The following is a 15,798-nucleotide window of genomic DNA, read 5'->3' on the forward strand; positions in this document are numbered from 1 at the left end:
TGAGTATTAACTTTGCTGTGTTTTAAAACCAATACCCCCAAAAACTAAAACAGCATAATAATGAAATTACATATAAAATTAACTTTACTCTCTCTTATTTTTTCTTTCCTTTTTGTCTCTCCATTGTTTGCACAGCAAACAGTTTTGTCTGGCGTTGTTACTGATGCAATAACCAAAGAGACGCTACCTTATGTTTCTTTTATTATAACGGGCAGCGGACAAGGTGGCAAAACAGATTTAGACGGTAAATACAAAATTGCTATTAGCGGTGCTTACAACGAACTTAAATTTAGCTATGTAGGTTACAAAACGCTAATTAAAGTATTTAAAGCTGGCCAAAGTCAGGTTTTAGACATTAAATTGCAAAACGAAGGCATGCAAATGGACGAGGTAGTAATTAATGCGGGGAAGAAACCCAAGTATACCAATAAAGAAAATCCCGCGGTTGCGCTGATTAGGAAAGTTATTGAAAATAAGTCGAAAAATAGGGTGGAGGCTTATGATTATGTTGCCTATAAGAAGTACGAGCGGATGCTTTTTTCTATGAGTAACCTTTCAGACAAGTTTAAGAATAGGCGCATATTCCATAATTATCAATTTCTTTTTCAGGAGCAGGACTCTACTAAAATAGGAGGTAAGAATGTGTTGCCGGTTTTCCAGCAGGAGAAACTTTCTGATAATTTTTACAGGAAAAACCCAGAGAAGCTAAAAACGGTGGTACTTGCAGATAAGCAGGTTAATTTTGATGAACGTTTTATAGATAATAAAGGACTGAGTACCTATTTTGAACGGATGTATCAGGATATTGATATTTACGATAATAATATCTCTGTAGTAAGCAATCAGCTCTTGAGTCCTATTGCTGATGGTGCACCAGCTTTTTATAAGTATTTTATTACAGATACCATAAAAACGCAAACGGCACAATTGGTTGAGCTTTCCTTTACGCCAAGGACTAAAGGTGGTTTGCTTTTTGAAGGTAAACTTTATGTAACTCTGGATGGTAATTATGCTATACAGAACGCCTTTCTTTCTGTAAATAAAAACATTAACCTAAATTTTGTGAGGGCTTTGGAAGCTAAACTTGATTTTGAACAAAATGCTGATCGCCGTTATCACCTCAGTAAAAGCAATTTAATAGTAGATTTTGGTATCAGTAAAAACAGCGGTGCGGGCTTTACTGGTGAACGTACTGTTAACTATAGAGATTATAAGATTAATGAACACCTTGCAGATTCTTTATATACAGGAACTGTACCTCTTGTATTTGCTGCCGATGCTCAGAAGAAATCTGAGCAATATTGGGTAACCAATCGCCCTGAAACGCTTAATGCAGTTAATGCACGTGTTTATACCAATTTGGATACGTTACAAAGTATTCCTTCTTTTAAGAGAACCTTGGATGCTGTTACCATTTTGTTTGCCGGATACAAAGATCTCGGTCCGTTTGAAGTTGGGCCGGTAAACACTTTTTACAGCTTTAATAATGTAGAAGGTTTTAGGGTAAGGCTTGGGGGAAGGACAACTCCTGCATTGAGCAAGCGTTATTACTTTGAAACATATGGTGCTTACGGTTTCACAGATCAAAAATGGAAGTTCTTTTTGAGTGCAAGTTATTCGCTTAATAATAAATCAATATATGCTTTTCCACAGAGTTATGTAAGAGCAAGTTTCCAAAGAGATACGAAAATACCAGGTCAGGAGCTGCAGTTTGTGCAGGAGGACAACTTTTTGCTTTCCTTCAAAAGAGGAGAGAACAACATGCTGTTGTATAACGATTTCTATCGTGTAGACTATATGAAGGAATTTGAGAATCACGTTTCTTATAGTGTTGGCTTGCGTAAATGGGATCAGACTCCTGCAGGTTCACTTTATTTTAACGGTTTGAACAATACACCTTTTAATAAAAATAATAGCATCAGCACATCTGAAGTTACTGTTTCACTAAGGTATGCTCCACATGAGAAGTTTTACCAGGGTAAAGTTTATCGCAGACCAATTATTGATAAATATCCCAAATTGAATTTTAGGTATACCGCTGGCATAAAGGGAGTTTTGGGTGGAGAGTACAATTACCATAATTTCCTGACAAGTGTTGATAAGCGTTTGTACTTGTCTCAATTGGGCTATACAGACGTAACAGTAGAGGGGTCTTACATTATTGGAAAGGTGCCTTTTCCTTTGCTTTCTATCCACAGGGCTAACCAAACTTATGCCTACCAATTGAATTCTTATAACTTAATGAACTTTCTGGAGTTTGTGAGCGACAAGTATGCCAGCATTAATATAGATCAGAATTTTAATGGTTTCTTTTTTAACAGGGTGCCATTACTAAGCAGATTGAAATTACGTGAGGTGATGTCTTTTAAAGCACTTTATGGTGGCTTGAGGGATGAGAATAATCCAGCTTTGAATAGTTCTAGCATGCAATTTGTGAGGAACGATAGTGGGATACCCATTACCAATTCATTAAATAGAGGTCCTTATATTGAAGGTAGCATTGGTGTTGGAAATATCTTTAAGCTACTGCGTGTAGACATGGTAAAAAGATTTACTTACCTAAATAATCCGCTTGTTTCTGAGTGGGGATTAAGAGCCAGGGTGAAATTCGATTTTTAGTGTTTATATTCACGGTATGAACCGTGTTAAACACTATCCTCTAGGGGATTCTGCCATAGTTATTCAATTTGGAGATGTTATTGATGCTGGGGTTAATGAGCAGATCTGTGCCATTTGCTCCTGGTTAGACGATTATACCTTTGAGGGATTTGTTGAATATGTGCCTGCCTATACCACAATAACTATTTACTATCACCCTTGGGTTGTTCCGTATACTGAAATACTGGAAATGGTTAAGGAAATGCTGGCTGGTATTGCTGAAGATCCACCTGAACTGGCAGAAAAGCGAATTGTTGAGATTCCAGTTGTTTACGGTGGTATTTATGGATTGGATATCGATTTTGTAGCTAGTAATTGTGGTTTGAATGTGGAAGAAGTGATCGCCATCCATACTGCGCCTCAGTATTTAGTTTATATGGTGGGTTTTGCACCGGGTTTCCCTTACTTGGGCGGTTTAGATGAACGGCTTGCCGTGCCCAGGAAGGCCACGCCACAAGCTGTAGTATCTGCTGGGTCTGTTGGTATTGCTGGTATGCAAACCGGCGTTTATCCAATAGAAACGCCTGGTGGATGGCAAATTATCGGACGAAGTCCTATTGATTTTTTTGATATCGACAATCAGCAACCGTCCTTGCTAAAAGCTGGAGATTTGGTTCGGTTTAAGTCGATCTCTGAATATGAATACCTTACCTGGAAAGGGGAATCTGATGGGTATTAAAGTAGTTAAGTCGGGCTTGTTGAGCACAATACAAGATTTGGGGCGGATTGGCTACCAAAAAGATGGCGTAATAGTGAGCGGCGCTATGGATACTTTAGCGTTGCGTATTGGAAATTTGTTGGTTGGTAACGCTGAAGGCGAAGCCGGAATAGAAATAACACTTTTAGGTGGTAGTATTCTTTTTGAGCAGGACCAGGTTATAGCGATAGCCGGCGCAAATTTGAGCGCAAAAATAGATGGTGTGGAAGCACCAATCTGGAAACCCTTTTTAGTTAGTAAGGGCAGTATTCTAAGTTTTGGTAAACCGATAACCGGTTGCAGAACTTATTTGCTTGTTCAGGGTGGATTTGAATTGAGAGCAGTTTTATCGAGCTATTCTACCTATTTAAAAGCCGATTTTGGCGGCTGGGAGGGCAGGGCATTTAGAGTTGGTGATTGCATTCCTTTTAAGAAGAAACTGAAAAATTTGACTACGAAGTTTAACTGGTCGGTAGATTTGAAATGTTATCCCTCATTAAATAGCAAAGTCATTCGGTATATAGAAGGGCCCCATTTTGATTCTTTTAAAGATATTCATCATTTTTCAAGGTTTAAGGTAAGTAATCAGGCCGATAGGATGGGCTATCAGCTTGAGGGTGCACGCTTGGAGCTTAAACATAAATTTGAACTGTTATCTACTGCCGTAACATTTGGTACCATACAGGTTCCGCCAGATGGGAATCTAATTTTGTTGATGGCAGATCATCAGACTACTGGAGGTTATCCGATTGTGGCACAGGTGATAGGCGTTGATCTGACTTTGCTGGCGCAGAAAAAGCCAGGGGATGAATTGGTATTTGAACTGACAACACTGGAGCATGCGCAGGAGCTTTTATCGCAGAGAGAAGAGCTGATGAGGCAATTAAAACAAGTTTTAAGTCTTAAACATGGTTAAACGATATATAGCCGACCTAAACTGCGACATGGGTGAGAGTTTTGGAGCTTTCACCATTGGTAATGATACAGCGATTATGCCTTTTGTTTCTTCTGTAAATATTGCCTGCGGCTTTCATGCTGGTGATCCGTCTGTAATGAGGACAACAGTAAGAAATGCGCTTGCACATAATTTGTTAATTGGGGCACATCCTGGCTTGCCAGATTTACCAGGTTTTGGCAGGCGGGAAATGGCAATTTCTCCTCAGGAAGTTTTCGATATTGTTGTTTACCAGATTGGAGCTTTAAATGCTTTTGTGAAATCTGAAGGGGGAAGGATGCATCATGTTAAACCACATGGAGCGCTGTACAATATGGCTGCTGTCAGGAAAGATTTAGCAGATGCTATTGCAAAAGCAGTTTATAAAGTTGATCCTGATTTGTTGTTGTATGGGTTGTCGAATAGTGAAATGATCTCATCTGCCGCGGCCATAGGTTTGGCTACCGCTAGTGAAGTTTTTGCAGACAGGACTTATCAACCTGACGGAACGCTTACTTCGCGTAGCAAATCTAATGCATTACTTACCGATGATAAATTAGCTATTGATCAGGTTATTAAAATGGTGAAAGAGCAAATTGTTATTGCTGAGAACGGTGCGGTTGTACCCATTAATGCGGATACGATTTGTATTCATGGTGATGGCCCGCATGCACTGGAGTTTGCCAGGCTGATATCGGCGCGTTTTAAAGAAGAAGGAATTTCTTTAGTATGAAAGTACATAACAAAAGCGCATTGGCCGGAGCAGCTTTTTTAATGGCAACGTCGGCTATTGGTCCGGGTTTTTTAACGCAAACAACAGTTTTTACCCAATCGCTTGGGGCAAGTTTTGGTTTTGTTATACTCACTTCTGTGCTCATTGATATGGCTGTTCAATTGAACATATGGAGAGTTATTGCGGTATCTGAAATGCGGGCACAGGATATTGCAAACCGCTTGTTGCCTGGATTGGGTAGTTTTATTTCTGTGCTGATTGTACTTGGTGGTCTTGCATTTAATATTGGAAATATAGCTGGTGCAGGATTGGGACTGAATGCATTATTGGGTATATCTGTAATGAATGGTGCAATTATAGCTGCTTTTTTGGCAATCGCGATATTTGTGATAAAGGAGGCGGGCAAAGTGATGGATAGATTTGCACAGTTGCTTGGTTTTGTAATGGTTATTGCCATTATATACATTGCTTTTAGTTCATCCCCACCTTATGCAGCCGCTGCCTATCATACCATTATTCCTGCTAAAATAGACTTAAAGACGATTGTTACATTGGTTGGAGGAACTGTAGGTGGCTACATTACTTTTTCTGGTGGCCACCGTTTGCTTGATGCAGGTATTAAAGGGAAATTATCTTTAAAAGAGGTAACTAAGAGTGCCGTGATGGGAATTAGTGTGGCATCGCTGGTAAGGGTATTTCTTTTTCTGGCTGCTTTGGGTGTAGTTGCAAAAGGTTATATGATAGATGCAGGCAACCCGACAGGTTCAGTTTTTAAGTTAGCAGCTGGTCATGTTGGTTATAAATTGTTTGGCCTGGTCATGTTTTCTGCTGCTATAACCTCTGTTATTGGCTCTGCTTATACCTCAGTATCCTTTATTAAATCGTTCAGTTCTTCAATTGCTATAAATGAGAATAAATATATCATTGGTTTTATTGTTATAGCTGCCATTACCTTTATTGTAGTAGGAAAACCTGTAAGCTTATTGATTATGGCGGGTGTTGTTAATGGCTTTATTTTGCCGATAACGCTTACGGCCGTATTGTTTTCAGCATACAAGACCAGGATTATTGGCGATTACAGGCACCCGTTATTGTTAACCGTGTTTGGGGTGTTGGTTGTTCTAATAATGACATATATGAGCGGTAGTGTGTTAATTGATATGTGGAGCTAAATCAATAATCTTTATATTGGCCTGTACATAATTAGATGCGCAAACTACTCCAAAAATTGTTGACCGATCTGGTTATTCGCTTAGCGAATAAATACAGTTCAAGACCTGATGCCAGCAGGGTACAGGAAGCACTTACAGCTTTGTATAATAGAATACAGCAGGAGCCAGGAAAGAGAGGCGTGATTTTAGACCTGGACAAGAGCTCAAAAGTGATTATCTTCTCTGATCAGCACAAAGGCTCAAGAAATCATTCAGATGATTTTGCGCTGTCGGAAAAAAACTACTTAGCCGCACTCAATTATTATAATGGAGAAAATTTCATGTACTGCAATCTGGGTGATAGCGAGGAGTTTTGGAAAAACACGGTGTTTGCTGTTTTAAAAGCAAATAAGGCCACTTTTAACGCTGAAAAGCAGTTCTTGCAAAGAAAAGCTTTTATCAAGTTGTTTGGTAACCACGATTTGTATTGGGATAATGATCCGCTTGCATGGTATCAAATTAAGCGAGTTTATGGAGAAAAGATGCCTATATATGAGGGGGCTATATTCAGGTATAAGATAGAGAATACTTTATTGTCTATTTTTTTAACGCATGGTCATCAGGGTGATTTGCAGAGCGATGGTAATTGGTTTAGCAAATGGTTTGTTTCCAATGTTTGGGCTCCGTTTCAATCCTATTTGCGTATTAATCCAAATACCCCTGCGTTTGACAATCAACTTAAATCTGCTCATAATGCCATTATGTACAGCTGGACAGCTAAACAATCTAACCTGGCATTAATAACCGGCCATACGCATCAGCCGGTTTTCAATTCTCTAACCCATCTGGAGCGGGTATATATCCAGTTGGAAGCCGCTAGAAAATCTGGAGATAAGGATATGATTCAAAAGCTGGAAGGAGAATTACTTGCAGGCAAAGTAAGTGGAGAAAAATCGCCAAGAATAGATCATTCCAAAAACACTTACTTTAATAGTGGTTGCTGCTGCTTTAGTGATGGAGACATTACCGGGATTGAGATTGCCGATGGAATGATTAGATTAATCAAATGGAAATCAACCGATAAGGGTTCTAAACGTATAGTATTAGAAGAGGCTGGTCTTGAAGTGTTGCTGGATCAAATCAATCCTGTATCTTGAGCTTAATTTATAGTTAAAAAAAAGGATGCTTATTGGTTAAGCATCCTTTTTTGTTGATTAGTTAATCGGTTTATTCTGGAAATTCGCTTGCAAAGTTATTATATCTGGTTTCCATTTCGTCCTTATAGCCTTTTGCTTTATCAACCCATTCAGGCGCTTTATCTTTTAGATCATCTACAATAGATCTTCCTGTTAGTTCGTCTTTTTTAGTGATATATTTAATTGCGCCGTAAACCGCGGCTCCAATCAATGCTGTTTTTAGTAGTCCCATGTTATTTTTGTTAAGTTTCAATTCTAACATATCAGACTATAAAATGTTTTTATTATTACAAGTTCTTGCTTATATTTCTACTTTAGAATAAGTTAGCTACCAAATACCTTATGAAACTGAAGTTTTTTACAATTGCGCTCCTGTTTAATTTGCTACAATTTCAAGCACAGGCTCAGCATTCTTCCTTAAGGATGCAATCGTTGAAGGTATCATATAATCACCGATTTTTGGTCTATGAAAATGGTAAGCCGTTTTTCTATTTAGGAGATACGGCCTGGGAATTATTCCATCGCTTAACGCTTAAGGAAGCAGGAGTTTACATGGAAAACAGACGCCAAAAGGGGTTCACTGTTTTGCAAGTGGTCATTCTTGCAGAATTGAATGGGATAGATGGGCCTAATGCAATGGGACATACACCAATGAGGGATCATGATCCTTCCAAATTGAATGAAGATTTTTTTAAAGACATAGATGCCTTTATCAGATTGGCAGAAAGCAAAGGACTTTATATCGGGCTGTTACCAACCTGGGGAGATAAGTTGTTTAAAAACAGTTGGGGCATGGGGCCTGAAATTTTTAATCAGCAGAATGCAGGTGATTATGGTAAATTTCTAGGTAGTCGCTATCGGAATCAAAAGAATATTATCTGGATTTTGGGTGGTGATCGGAATCCAAGAGATGCAAAAGATGTTGAAGTTTGGAGAGCAATGGGTAACGGCATTGCAGAGGGTGCTGGAGGATACTACAAGACTTTAATGACCTATCATCCGCAACCAAAAGAAAATGGCGGTTCTTCCACTTGGTTTCATAATGATAAATGGTTGGACTTTAATATGATGCAAACTGGACATTGCAAAGACGGAACAAATTACGATAAGATTACTTACGATTATAATCTGAAGCCTGTAAAACCTACAATGGATGGAGAACCTTTGTATGAGGACCATCCGATATGTTTTGACTGGAAAAAGAATGGGTTTTCAAATGCAGATGACATCAGGAAGTTAGCCTATTGGCAGGTATTTTCTGGTGCGATGGGTCATACTTATGGATGCCATGCCATTTGGCAATTTTATGCACCTGGTAGGGAACCTGTAAACGCACCCCAGCACACTTGGCAACACGCGATGGATTTACCTGGTGCAACGCAAATGGGTTATGTAAAAAAATTAATGTTATCAGTTTCTTTTTTAGACAGGATTCCTGATCAATCACTCATTAAGAACGAAAATCTTAAAACCGGCGACTATTGCGTAGCCACCAGGGCGATAGATGGACATTATGCATTTATTTACACGCCAACAGGTAAATCATTACATATCAATTTGCTTAGCATGAAAAGTAAGCAGGTTTACTGCAAATGGTTCAATCCCAGATCTGGCCAGTTTACAAAGCAATTTAAACAGGCCAAGTTGGAAGACATGGCCTTCAATACACCTGATCATGGCTCTGGAAAAGACTGGGTGTTGGTACTTACCACCAAACCTTAAATTAGTTCGACCTGTTCTCTTTATCTGGCCTGATGATCAATCTTAATGTTGGATCATTGGTTACAAAACTCCAAAACCAATTAAATGCGAGTTTTGCCTTGTTTCTAAAACCTGCTATTGGAATGATATGAATAAACAACCATACCAACCATGCAAAAAATCCTTTAAAAAACCCTTTAGGTAAATCTACTACGGCTTTAAATTTGGATATAATGGCCATGCTGCCTTTATCATTGTATTCAAATGGTATAAGAAGTTTGCCATTTATAATATTATCCAGGTTTTTAGCGAGCAATTTTCCATGCTGTATAGCAACCTGTGCCAGTTGCGGATGGCCATTAGGGAATTTCAAATCGGTAGTTTGCATGCTTTGATCGCCAATGGCGAAAATGTTGTCATAACCATTTACCAGATTGAATTCATTAACCAATATTCTTCTTCCACGAGCTATTACCTCTGGGGGTAAACCATTTACGGCTTTGGCAATTACTCCCGTTGCCCAAATTAAAGTAGAGCTATTGATGGTTTCGCCATTGCCAAGAATCACTTTGTCGTCTACATAGTCTTTAACAACCGTATTCAGGTGTATTTTAACCCCTAATTCTTTAAGAACTTTATAGGCCTCATCCTGAGAATTTTTGCTCATAGGTCCGAGAAGCGTGTCTCCTGAATCTACCAAATAGATCTTACCCTGGGCATGTTTTGCTGTCGGATAATCCTTAACTACTATATTTTTACCCATTTCTGCCAGCATACCGGCAATCTCAACACCAGTAGGGCCACCCCCTGCAATGACCACATTTCCAAGTCTTTCCTTGTCCCTGATGTTGGTGGCGCGGACAGCTTCTTCCAATTTTAATAAAACATGGTTGCGCATGTGCAAAGCATCATCAATACTTTTCATTGGGAGTGCTCTTGCCTTTACGTTTTCCAGACCAAAAAAGTTGGTCTCTGTTCCCATTGCCAGCACAAGATAATCATATGGAATTGAGCCATTTTCAGTATCTATGGTGTTTAATTCAGGATTAACCTGGGTTAAGCCACCCATATAAAAGCTCAGGTTCTTTTTGCCTTGAAACATTCTTCTAAAAGGATAACTGATGTTAGAAGCCTCAATGAAAGCAGTTGAAACCTGATATAGAAGTGGGGGGAAGAAATGATAATTGTTCTTATCAACTAATATAACATTGAATTGGAGATTATCAGCTAGCTTTTTAGCTAGGTTTAGTCCGGCAAAGCCACCACCGACTATAACAACTTTTTTAGTAAGAGACATCTTCATGCAATAAAATACCTTCCCTAATTGAATTCATTAATGGCAAGTCGATTTGGCAATCCACGCTTTCGCAATGCTCATGATCTTGATTGTCAAGCTGTATTGTGCCTACTTTCTCTTCTTCTTTGTAAATATTATATTTATTATTGCCAATGGAATAGATGTCGAAGAAATAACCTCGTCCACCCATTGCCACTTCTAGTTTGAATTGTTCCATAATAGTAATCGTACATTTTTATATTATAACAAAATTATTAGCTAAAAGTTTATTGAAATACATGCGAAAGGTATACTATTGACCAGCTAGAAACAAAGGTATTATGAACAGAGCAGCTATAACTCACTGCTAATTTAGCGTTTCTTGATGCTAACTTTATATATTTGATAAATAGTGCGATACCACCAATCAAATGAAAATACTAAAAGCTCTTGTTATCATCCAACTTATTTCAGTTTGTGCATTTGGGCAAAAGTCTGCTTCAAAAAAAACAGTAAAATTAAAGGATGCTTTTGGCGTAAATGCTTTTGAGTGGGATTTTCTGGATGATAAGAATGGATTAGTTGTTAATGAAGCCGAACTTAAAGCAATGAAATCTTTTTCTTCCATAAGACATTATATGGATTGGGAAAAGTTGGAGCAGGAGGAGGGTAGTTATACTTTTAATCCAACAAGGAGTGGTGGCTGGAATTATGATGCATTTTACCAGAGTTGCAAAGCACAAAATATTATGGTATTGGCTTGCCTTAAAACGATACCAAAGTGGATGCAAGAAACTTATCCGGCAGACATGAGGGATGCAGAAAATGTTCCGGTAAAATATGGAAAGGAATTCTCGGATCCCAAATCATACATTGAGCAGGCTAAAGTGGCATTTCAGTATGCTGCCAGATATGGAAGCAATAACAAAGTTGAGCTTTCTTTATTAAAAGTTAATGGAAATCCACGTTGGGGAGGTGATCAGGTAAATGTGGTAAAAAGAGGAATGGATTTGATAAAATATATCGAATGCGATAACGAGCGGGATAAATGGTGGAAAGGCCCTAAAGCGTACTCTTCTGGTAAAAATTTCGCAGCAAACATGTCGGCATTTTATGATGGTCATAAGAACACCATGGGACCTGGAGTAGGTGTTAAAAATGCAGATCCCGGTATGATCGTTGTAATGGGTGGGCTGGCGAAACCAAATATAGCTTATGTTAAAGAGATGATTGACTGGTGCAGAGAAAATAGAGGATTAAAAAAAGATGGTTCTGTTAATCTATGTTGGGATGTGATCAATTATCATTACTATACTGGCGATGATAGTTCGCCAACCGGTGGCGAAGGAGACAGAGGTAAATCTCCAGAAGCTTCCAGTGCAGAAAGACTGGCCAGAGAATTTGTAGGCCTTTCTAAATCTTATGCTGGAAATATGCCGGTTTGGTTGAGCGAAACTGGTTATGATGTAAATGCAGGAAGCCCGCTAAAAGCACTTCCTGTTGGGAATAAAAGTGCGCTGCTAACACAGGCCGATTGGATCTTGAGAACATCATTATTAAATATAAGAAATGGAATATCAAGGGTCTTCTTTTATCAAGCCTATGATTTCAATCTGGCGAATCCAGGTAAATTTTCCTCGTCGGGTCTATTAAATGCCAACAGAACAAGAAAGCCTGCGGCAGATTACCTATTTCAGGCTAGTAAATTAATTGGTAATTATACTTTTTACGCTACAGCAGGAAAGGATGTGATTGTAGACGAATATCTCATGGGTGAAAAAAAAGCATTTATTCTTACAAAACCTACTGAAGATGGAACCAAAGTTAGTATTACGTTGGCGCTTACGGGTGTAAAATCGGTAAAAATATGCAAGCCATCACCTGGATCAGACCAAATGTCTGAAGAGTTGGTAAACGTAAAAAACGGAAAGTTGAACATTTTTGTTACAGAAACTCCGACTTTTATCTTGCCTGTAAAATAAAATTTATAAATTGGCGATAATTACCAATTAAAACCACCAAGCCAATTCGTATTTGCGTATATCTCATACTGATAATACAAAATTTATCATTCCAGTAACCAACCAAATATTGTCAACAACAATCCTAATGAAAAATCTTTACATATTTATAGCGGCCCTGTTTTTACTATCAGCGTGTAATAGGTCTGAAAAAACAGAACAAAATAAGGTGACTGAAAAGCCACTTTTCAAACTGCTTGATTCCACCAAAACAAATATATTCTTTAGTAATAATATATCCGAAACCTTTGAACACAACGTGTTTAACTATCCTGCCTTTTATAACGGGAGCGGTGTTGCAGTAGGCGATTTAAATGGTGATGGACAAGATGAAATTTACTTTTCTGGTAACATGAGTGGCAACAAACTCTATTTTAATCAGGGTGATATGCATTTTGCTGACATCACGGAAATTGCAGGTGTTGCAGGCAGACCAGGAAGTTGGAAGAATGGTGTAAATATGGCTGACGTTAATGGGGACGGGAAATTGGATATTTATGTATGCTATTCTGGCGATTATAGTCCCGAATTAAGAAAGAATCAGCTTTTTATTAATCAGGGACTGAATGCAGAAGGTATACCAACATTTAAGGATGAGGCGGAGAAATACGGATTAGCTGATCCCGCATATAGTACTCAATCCTACTTTTTTGATTATGATCGCGATGGTGATCTTGATATGTTACTGGTAAATGAAAATATTAAAGTACTCACAAATCTTGACGATATAACTATCCAGCAATTAAGGAAAAAGGCTGATTTGCAGTCTGGATCTAAACTATACCGGAACGATGGTGGGCACTTTACAGAGGTAACGGTTAAAGCGGGGTTAAATAATTCTGTACTATCTTATGGTTTAAGTGCTTCTATATCCGATGTAAATAACGACGGTTGGCCTGATATGTATATTTCCAACGATTATTCAATCCAGGATCACTTGTATATCAACAACAAGAATGGAACATTTACTGATCAGTTAAATAATAATCTGGATCATATTTCCATGTATTCGATGGGTAATAATATTTCTGATGTAAACAACGATGGTTTGCCTGACATTTTTACACTAGATATGATTCCTGAAGACAATAAGCGGCAGAAATTGCTGCAAGGATTTGATAATTACGAATTCTTCTACCTAAACCTTAGGAATGGTTTGTACTACCAATACATGCGTAACATGCTCCATATTAACAATGGTAATGGTAGTTTTAGTGAGATTGGACAGTTATCTGGAATCTCAAATACCGACTGGAGCTGGGCGCCTCTTTTTGCAGATTTTGACAACGATGGATGGAAAGATCTATTTGTAACCAATGGTTACTTGCATGATTTTACCAACATGGACGTAGTAAAATACAATGAAAACTATTTTAAAAGTATAAATGGTGATGTGGAGCCAAGACACATTATGGAAATGCTAAGTAAGCTGCCATCCTCTGATGTAAAAAACTACATGTACAAAAACAATGGCAATCTTAACTTCTCTAAAAAAACAAGTAATTGGGGTTTTGACACGCCATCTAACAGTAGCGGCGCAGTTTATTCAGATCTTGACAATGATGGAGATCTTGATCTTATCGTTAACAATATAAATAAGGCGGCCTTTGTTTACCAAAATCAGGGAAGTCCTAAAAGTCATTATCTCAAACTTAAGCTAAAGGGTGAAAAAAAGAATACAGATGGGCTGGGAGCCAAAGTAACCATATACTATGGAAATAAAATTCAATGGCTTGATCAGATGCCCGCTAAAGGATACTTGTCTAGTGTTTCATCCACGTTGCACTTTGGTTTGGGGAACCAAACTAAGCTGGATTCAGTTCGTATAGTTTGGCTAAGTGGTAAACAACAAGTGCTTAAAAATGTGCAGGCAGACCTCACCCTGTATTTGAATGAAAAGGATGCAACTGGTACTTACATGGCACCCAAAGCTAAGCCAGCAGTATTTAATGAGATTGCGTCGCCTGTGGCTTATGCCCAGCAAAAAAATACAGTGAATGATTTTAAGCGTCAAACACTGCTTGTAAATGCACTCTCTTTTTCAGGGCCATGTATGGCTAAAGCCGATGTAAATGGTGATGGTTTGGAAGATGTGTTTGTAGGTAGTGATATTAATATAGCAGGTAAGATTTTTCTGCAACAAAAAAACGGTAAGTTTTTGGGCAGTTCTAAAGCTTTTGAAACAGATAAAGCTAGTGAGGATACGGATGCCATATTCTTGGATGCAAATGGTGACGGCTTTCAGGATCTTTATGTGGTAAGTGGTGGTTACAATAATTATGCGATTAATGATCCACTCTTTCAAGACAGGTTATACTTAAATGATGGGAAAGGTAATTTTACCAAAGCGGTTAATGCACTTCCTTTAATGCACTCTAGTAAGAGTTGTGCGAGAGTGGGCGATTTCAATGGCGATGGTCATCCAGATATCTTTGTTGGTGGTCGGGTAATCCCTTCAAGGTATCCTGAAGCTCCCCAAAGTTATCTGCTCATAAATGATGGTAAAGGAAATTTTAAGGATAAACTTGCAACTATTGCTCCAGATCTAAAATCTGCAGGGATGATCACTGATGCAGCTTGGATAGACCTCAATGGCGACAAGAAACAGGACTTGATTTTAGTAGGAGAGTGGATGCCGATTGCTGTTTATATTAATACCGGAGGTAAGCTTAAGAACCAAACAACCAGTTATTTTGATAAAAAATATAGTGGCTTCTGGAATAAGTTAAAAGTTGAGGACATGAATGGCGATGGAAAGCCTGATCTTATTGTAGGTAACTTAGGTTTAAATAGTCAGTGTAAAGTGAGCGATAGCGAGCCCGCTACCTTGGTTTATAAGGACTTTGATGATAACGGTGCGGTTGATCCTATTTTATGTTTTTATATTATGGGTAAGTGCTATCCGTATGTTACCAGAGACGAGATGCTGGATCAGATCAGTTCTTTGCGCCCAAAATTCCCTGATTATCAAAGCTATGCTGATGCAGAAATGAAAGACATCTTTACTCCAGAGGAACTCAAGGATGCTAAAACACTAACGGCCAATTATTTGAAGACGGCTTACTTTGAGAGTGGTAAGAACGGAAAGTTTAAGGAGAAACCTTTGCCAATGGAGGCTCAGTTCTCGCCTGTATTTACCATAACACCGTTGGACTATGATGGCGATGGGCATAAGGATCTTTTACTTTGTGGTAATATTAATCAATCAAGGTTGCGCTTCGGTAAATATGACGCCAATCATGGTATACTCTTAAAAGGGAATGGTAAAGGAGGTTTTACCTACGTTAATCAGCAACAATCCGGATTAAAGATTAGAGGTGATGTTAGGAGTGTGATTCAGTTAAAAAACACCTTGCTTATAGGTATCAACCAGGATAAAATGAAAGCATATCAATTTAATAACAAATAGTAAACAAACAAATAGAAAACAA

The 15,798-nt window shown here is 38.4% G+C and carries 12 protein-coding genes; 9 read left to right on the forward strand and 3 right to left on the reverse strand.

Going from position 1 to position 15,798, the window contains the following annotated elements:
- Positions 1-60 precede the first annotated feature (60 nt).
- Genes ACVWYN_RS14330 through ACVWYN_RS14355 form a run of 6 tightly spaced genes read left to right on the forward strand, consistent with a single transcriptional unit; the run spans position 61 to position 7,330 of the window.
- Positions 61-2,619: a DUF5686 family protein gene (locus tag ACVWYN_RS14330; protein WP_457289554.1), complete on the forward strand. Its 2,559-nt coding sequence runs from the start codon at positions 61-63 to the stop codon at positions 2,617-2,619.
- Between the two features lie 16 nt (positions 2,620-2,635).
- Positions 2,636-3,337: a 5-oxoprolinase subunit PxpB gene (gene pxpB, locus ACVWYN_RS14335; protein ID WP_457289555.1), complete on the forward strand. Its 702-nt coding sequence runs from the start codon at positions 2,636-2,638 to the stop codon at positions 3,335-3,337.
- Positions 3,297-4,271 carry a 5-oxoprolinase subunit C family protein gene (locus ACVWYN_RS14340; RefSeq protein WP_457289556.1) on the forward strand — a complete coding sequence of 325 codons (975 nt, stop codon included), beginning with the start codon at positions 3,297-3,299 and terminating at the stop codon, positions 4,269-4,271. Before pxpB ends, ACVWYN_RS14340 begins: the two co-directional genes overlap by 41 nt.
- Positions 4,264-5,022 carry a LamB/YcsF family protein gene (locus ACVWYN_RS14345; RefSeq protein ID WP_457289557.1) on the forward strand — a complete coding sequence of 253 codons (759 nt, stop codon included), beginning with the start codon at positions 4,264-4,266 and terminating at the stop codon, positions 5,020-5,022. Before ACVWYN_RS14340 ends, ACVWYN_RS14345 begins: the two co-directional genes overlap by 8 nt.
- Positions 5,019-6,194, forward strand: a complete 1,176-nt coding sequence (locus ACVWYN_RS14350; protein ID WP_457289558.1) for an NRAMP family divalent metal transporter — start codon at positions 5,019-5,021, stop codon at positions 6,192-6,194. The genes ACVWYN_RS14345 and ACVWYN_RS14350 overlap by 4 nt, the downstream gene beginning before the upstream one ends.
- A 35-nt stretch (positions 6,195-6,229) precedes the next feature.
- Positions 6,230-7,330 (forward strand): metallophosphoesterase, encoded by a 1,101-nt coding sequence (locus ACVWYN_RS14355; RefSeq protein ID WP_457289559.1) that lies wholly within the window; start codon positions 6,230-6,232, stop codon positions 7,328-7,330.
- A gap of 70 nt (positions 7,331-7,400) precedes the next feature.
- On the opposite strand, the gene ACVWYN_RS14360 is transcribed toward ACVWYN_RS14355, so the two are convergent.
- On the reverse strand, positions 7,401-7,601 hold the full coding sequence (locus ACVWYN_RS14360; RefSeq protein WP_457289560.1) for a YtxH domain-containing protein: 201 nt from the start codon (positions 7,599-7,601) through the stop codon (positions 7,401-7,403).
- A 110-nt stretch (positions 7,602-7,711) separates the two neighbouring features.
- Here ACVWYN_RS14360 and ACVWYN_RS14365 point away from each other — a divergent pair, with 110 nt between their 5' ends.
- Positions 7,712-9,091 (forward strand): glycoside hydrolase family 140 protein, encoded by a 1,380-nt coding sequence (locus ACVWYN_RS14365; protein ID WP_457289561.1) that lies wholly within the window; start codon positions 7,712-7,714, stop codon positions 9,089-9,091.
- 1 nt (position 9,092) lies between these two features.
- On the opposite strand, the gene ACVWYN_RS14370 is transcribed toward ACVWYN_RS14365, so the two are convergent.
- Positions 9,093-10,367: an NAD(P)/FAD-dependent oxidoreductase gene (locus ACVWYN_RS14370; protein ID WP_457289562.1), complete on the reverse strand. Its 1,275-nt coding sequence runs from the start codon at positions 10,365-10,367 to the stop codon at positions 9,093-9,095.
- Positions 10,354-10,584, reverse strand: a complete 231-nt coding sequence (locus ACVWYN_RS14375; protein ID WP_457289563.1) for a hypothetical protein — start codon at positions 10,582-10,584, stop codon at positions 10,354-10,356. Before ACVWYN_RS14375 ends, ACVWYN_RS14370 begins: the two co-directional genes overlap by 14 nt.
- A gap of 193 nt (positions 10,585-10,777) precedes the next feature.
- On the opposite strand from ACVWYN_RS14375, the gene ACVWYN_RS14380 reads away from it, so the two are divergent.
- Complete coding sequence (locus ACVWYN_RS14380) at positions 10,778-12,328, forward strand: hypothetical protein (RefSeq protein WP_457289564.1); 1,551 nt, start codon at positions 10,778-10,780, stop codon at positions 12,326-12,328.
- 127 nt (positions 12,329-12,455) lie between these two features.
- A complete protein-coding gene (locus ACVWYN_RS14385) occupies positions 12,456-15,776 on the forward strand; it encodes a VCBS repeat-containing protein (RefSeq protein WP_457289565.1) in 3,321 nt (1,106 codons plus the stop codon).
- Positions 15,777-15,798: the final 22 nt, after the last annotated feature.

Source organism: Pedobacter sp. UYP24 (genome assembly GCF_054057295.1).

What these genes read in the sequence shown, in the direction of transcription:
- ACVWYN_RS14330 (WP_457289554.1), top strand. Translation starts at nt 61, where the DNA reads ATGAAATTACATATAAAATTAACTTTACTCTCTCTTATTTTTTCTTTC.
- pxpB (WP_457289555.1), top strand. Translation starts at nt 2,636, where the DNA reads ATGAACCGTGTTAAACACTATCCTCTAGGGGATTCTGCCATAGTTATT.
- ACVWYN_RS14340 (WP_457289556.1), top strand. Translation starts at nt 3,297, where the DNA reads ATGAATACCTTACCTGGAAAGGGGAATCTGATGGGTATTAAAGTAGTT.
- ACVWYN_RS14345 (WP_457289557.1), top strand. Translation starts at nt 4,264, where the DNA reads ATGGTTAAACGATATATAGCCGACCTAAACTGCGACATGGGTGAGAGT.
- ACVWYN_RS14350 (WP_457289558.1), top strand. Translation starts at nt 5,019, where the DNA reads ATGAAAGTACATAACAAAAGCGCATTGGCCGGAGCAGCTTTTTTAATG.
- ACVWYN_RS14355 (WP_457289559.1), top strand. Translation starts at nt 6,230, where the DNA reads ATGCGCAAACTACTCCAAAAATTGTTGACCGATCTGGTTATTCGCTTA.
- ACVWYN_RS14360 (WP_457289560.1), bottom strand. Translation starts at nt 7,601, where the DNA reads ATGGGACTACTAAAAACAGCATTGATTGGAGCCGCGGTTTACGGCGCA.
- ACVWYN_RS14365 (WP_457289561.1), top strand. Translation starts at nt 7,712, where the DNA reads ATGAAACTGAAGTTTTTTACAATTGCGCTCCTGTTTAATTTGCTACAA.
- ACVWYN_RS14370 (WP_457289562.1), bottom strand. Translation starts at nt 10,367, where the DNA reads ATGTCTCTTACTAAAAAAGTTGTTATAGTCGGTGGTGGCTTTGCCGGA.
- ACVWYN_RS14375 (WP_457289563.1), bottom strand. Translation starts at nt 10,584, where the DNA reads ATGGAACAATTCAAACTAGAAGTGGCAATGGGTGGACGAGGTTATTTC.
- ACVWYN_RS14380 (WP_457289564.1), top strand. Translation starts at nt 10,778, where the DNA reads ATGAAAATACTAAAAGCTCTTGTTATCATCCAACTTATTTCAGTTTGT.
- ACVWYN_RS14385 (WP_457289565.1), top strand. Translation starts at nt 12,456, where the DNA reads ATGAAAAATCTTTACATATTTATAGCGGCCCTGTTTTTACTATCAGCG.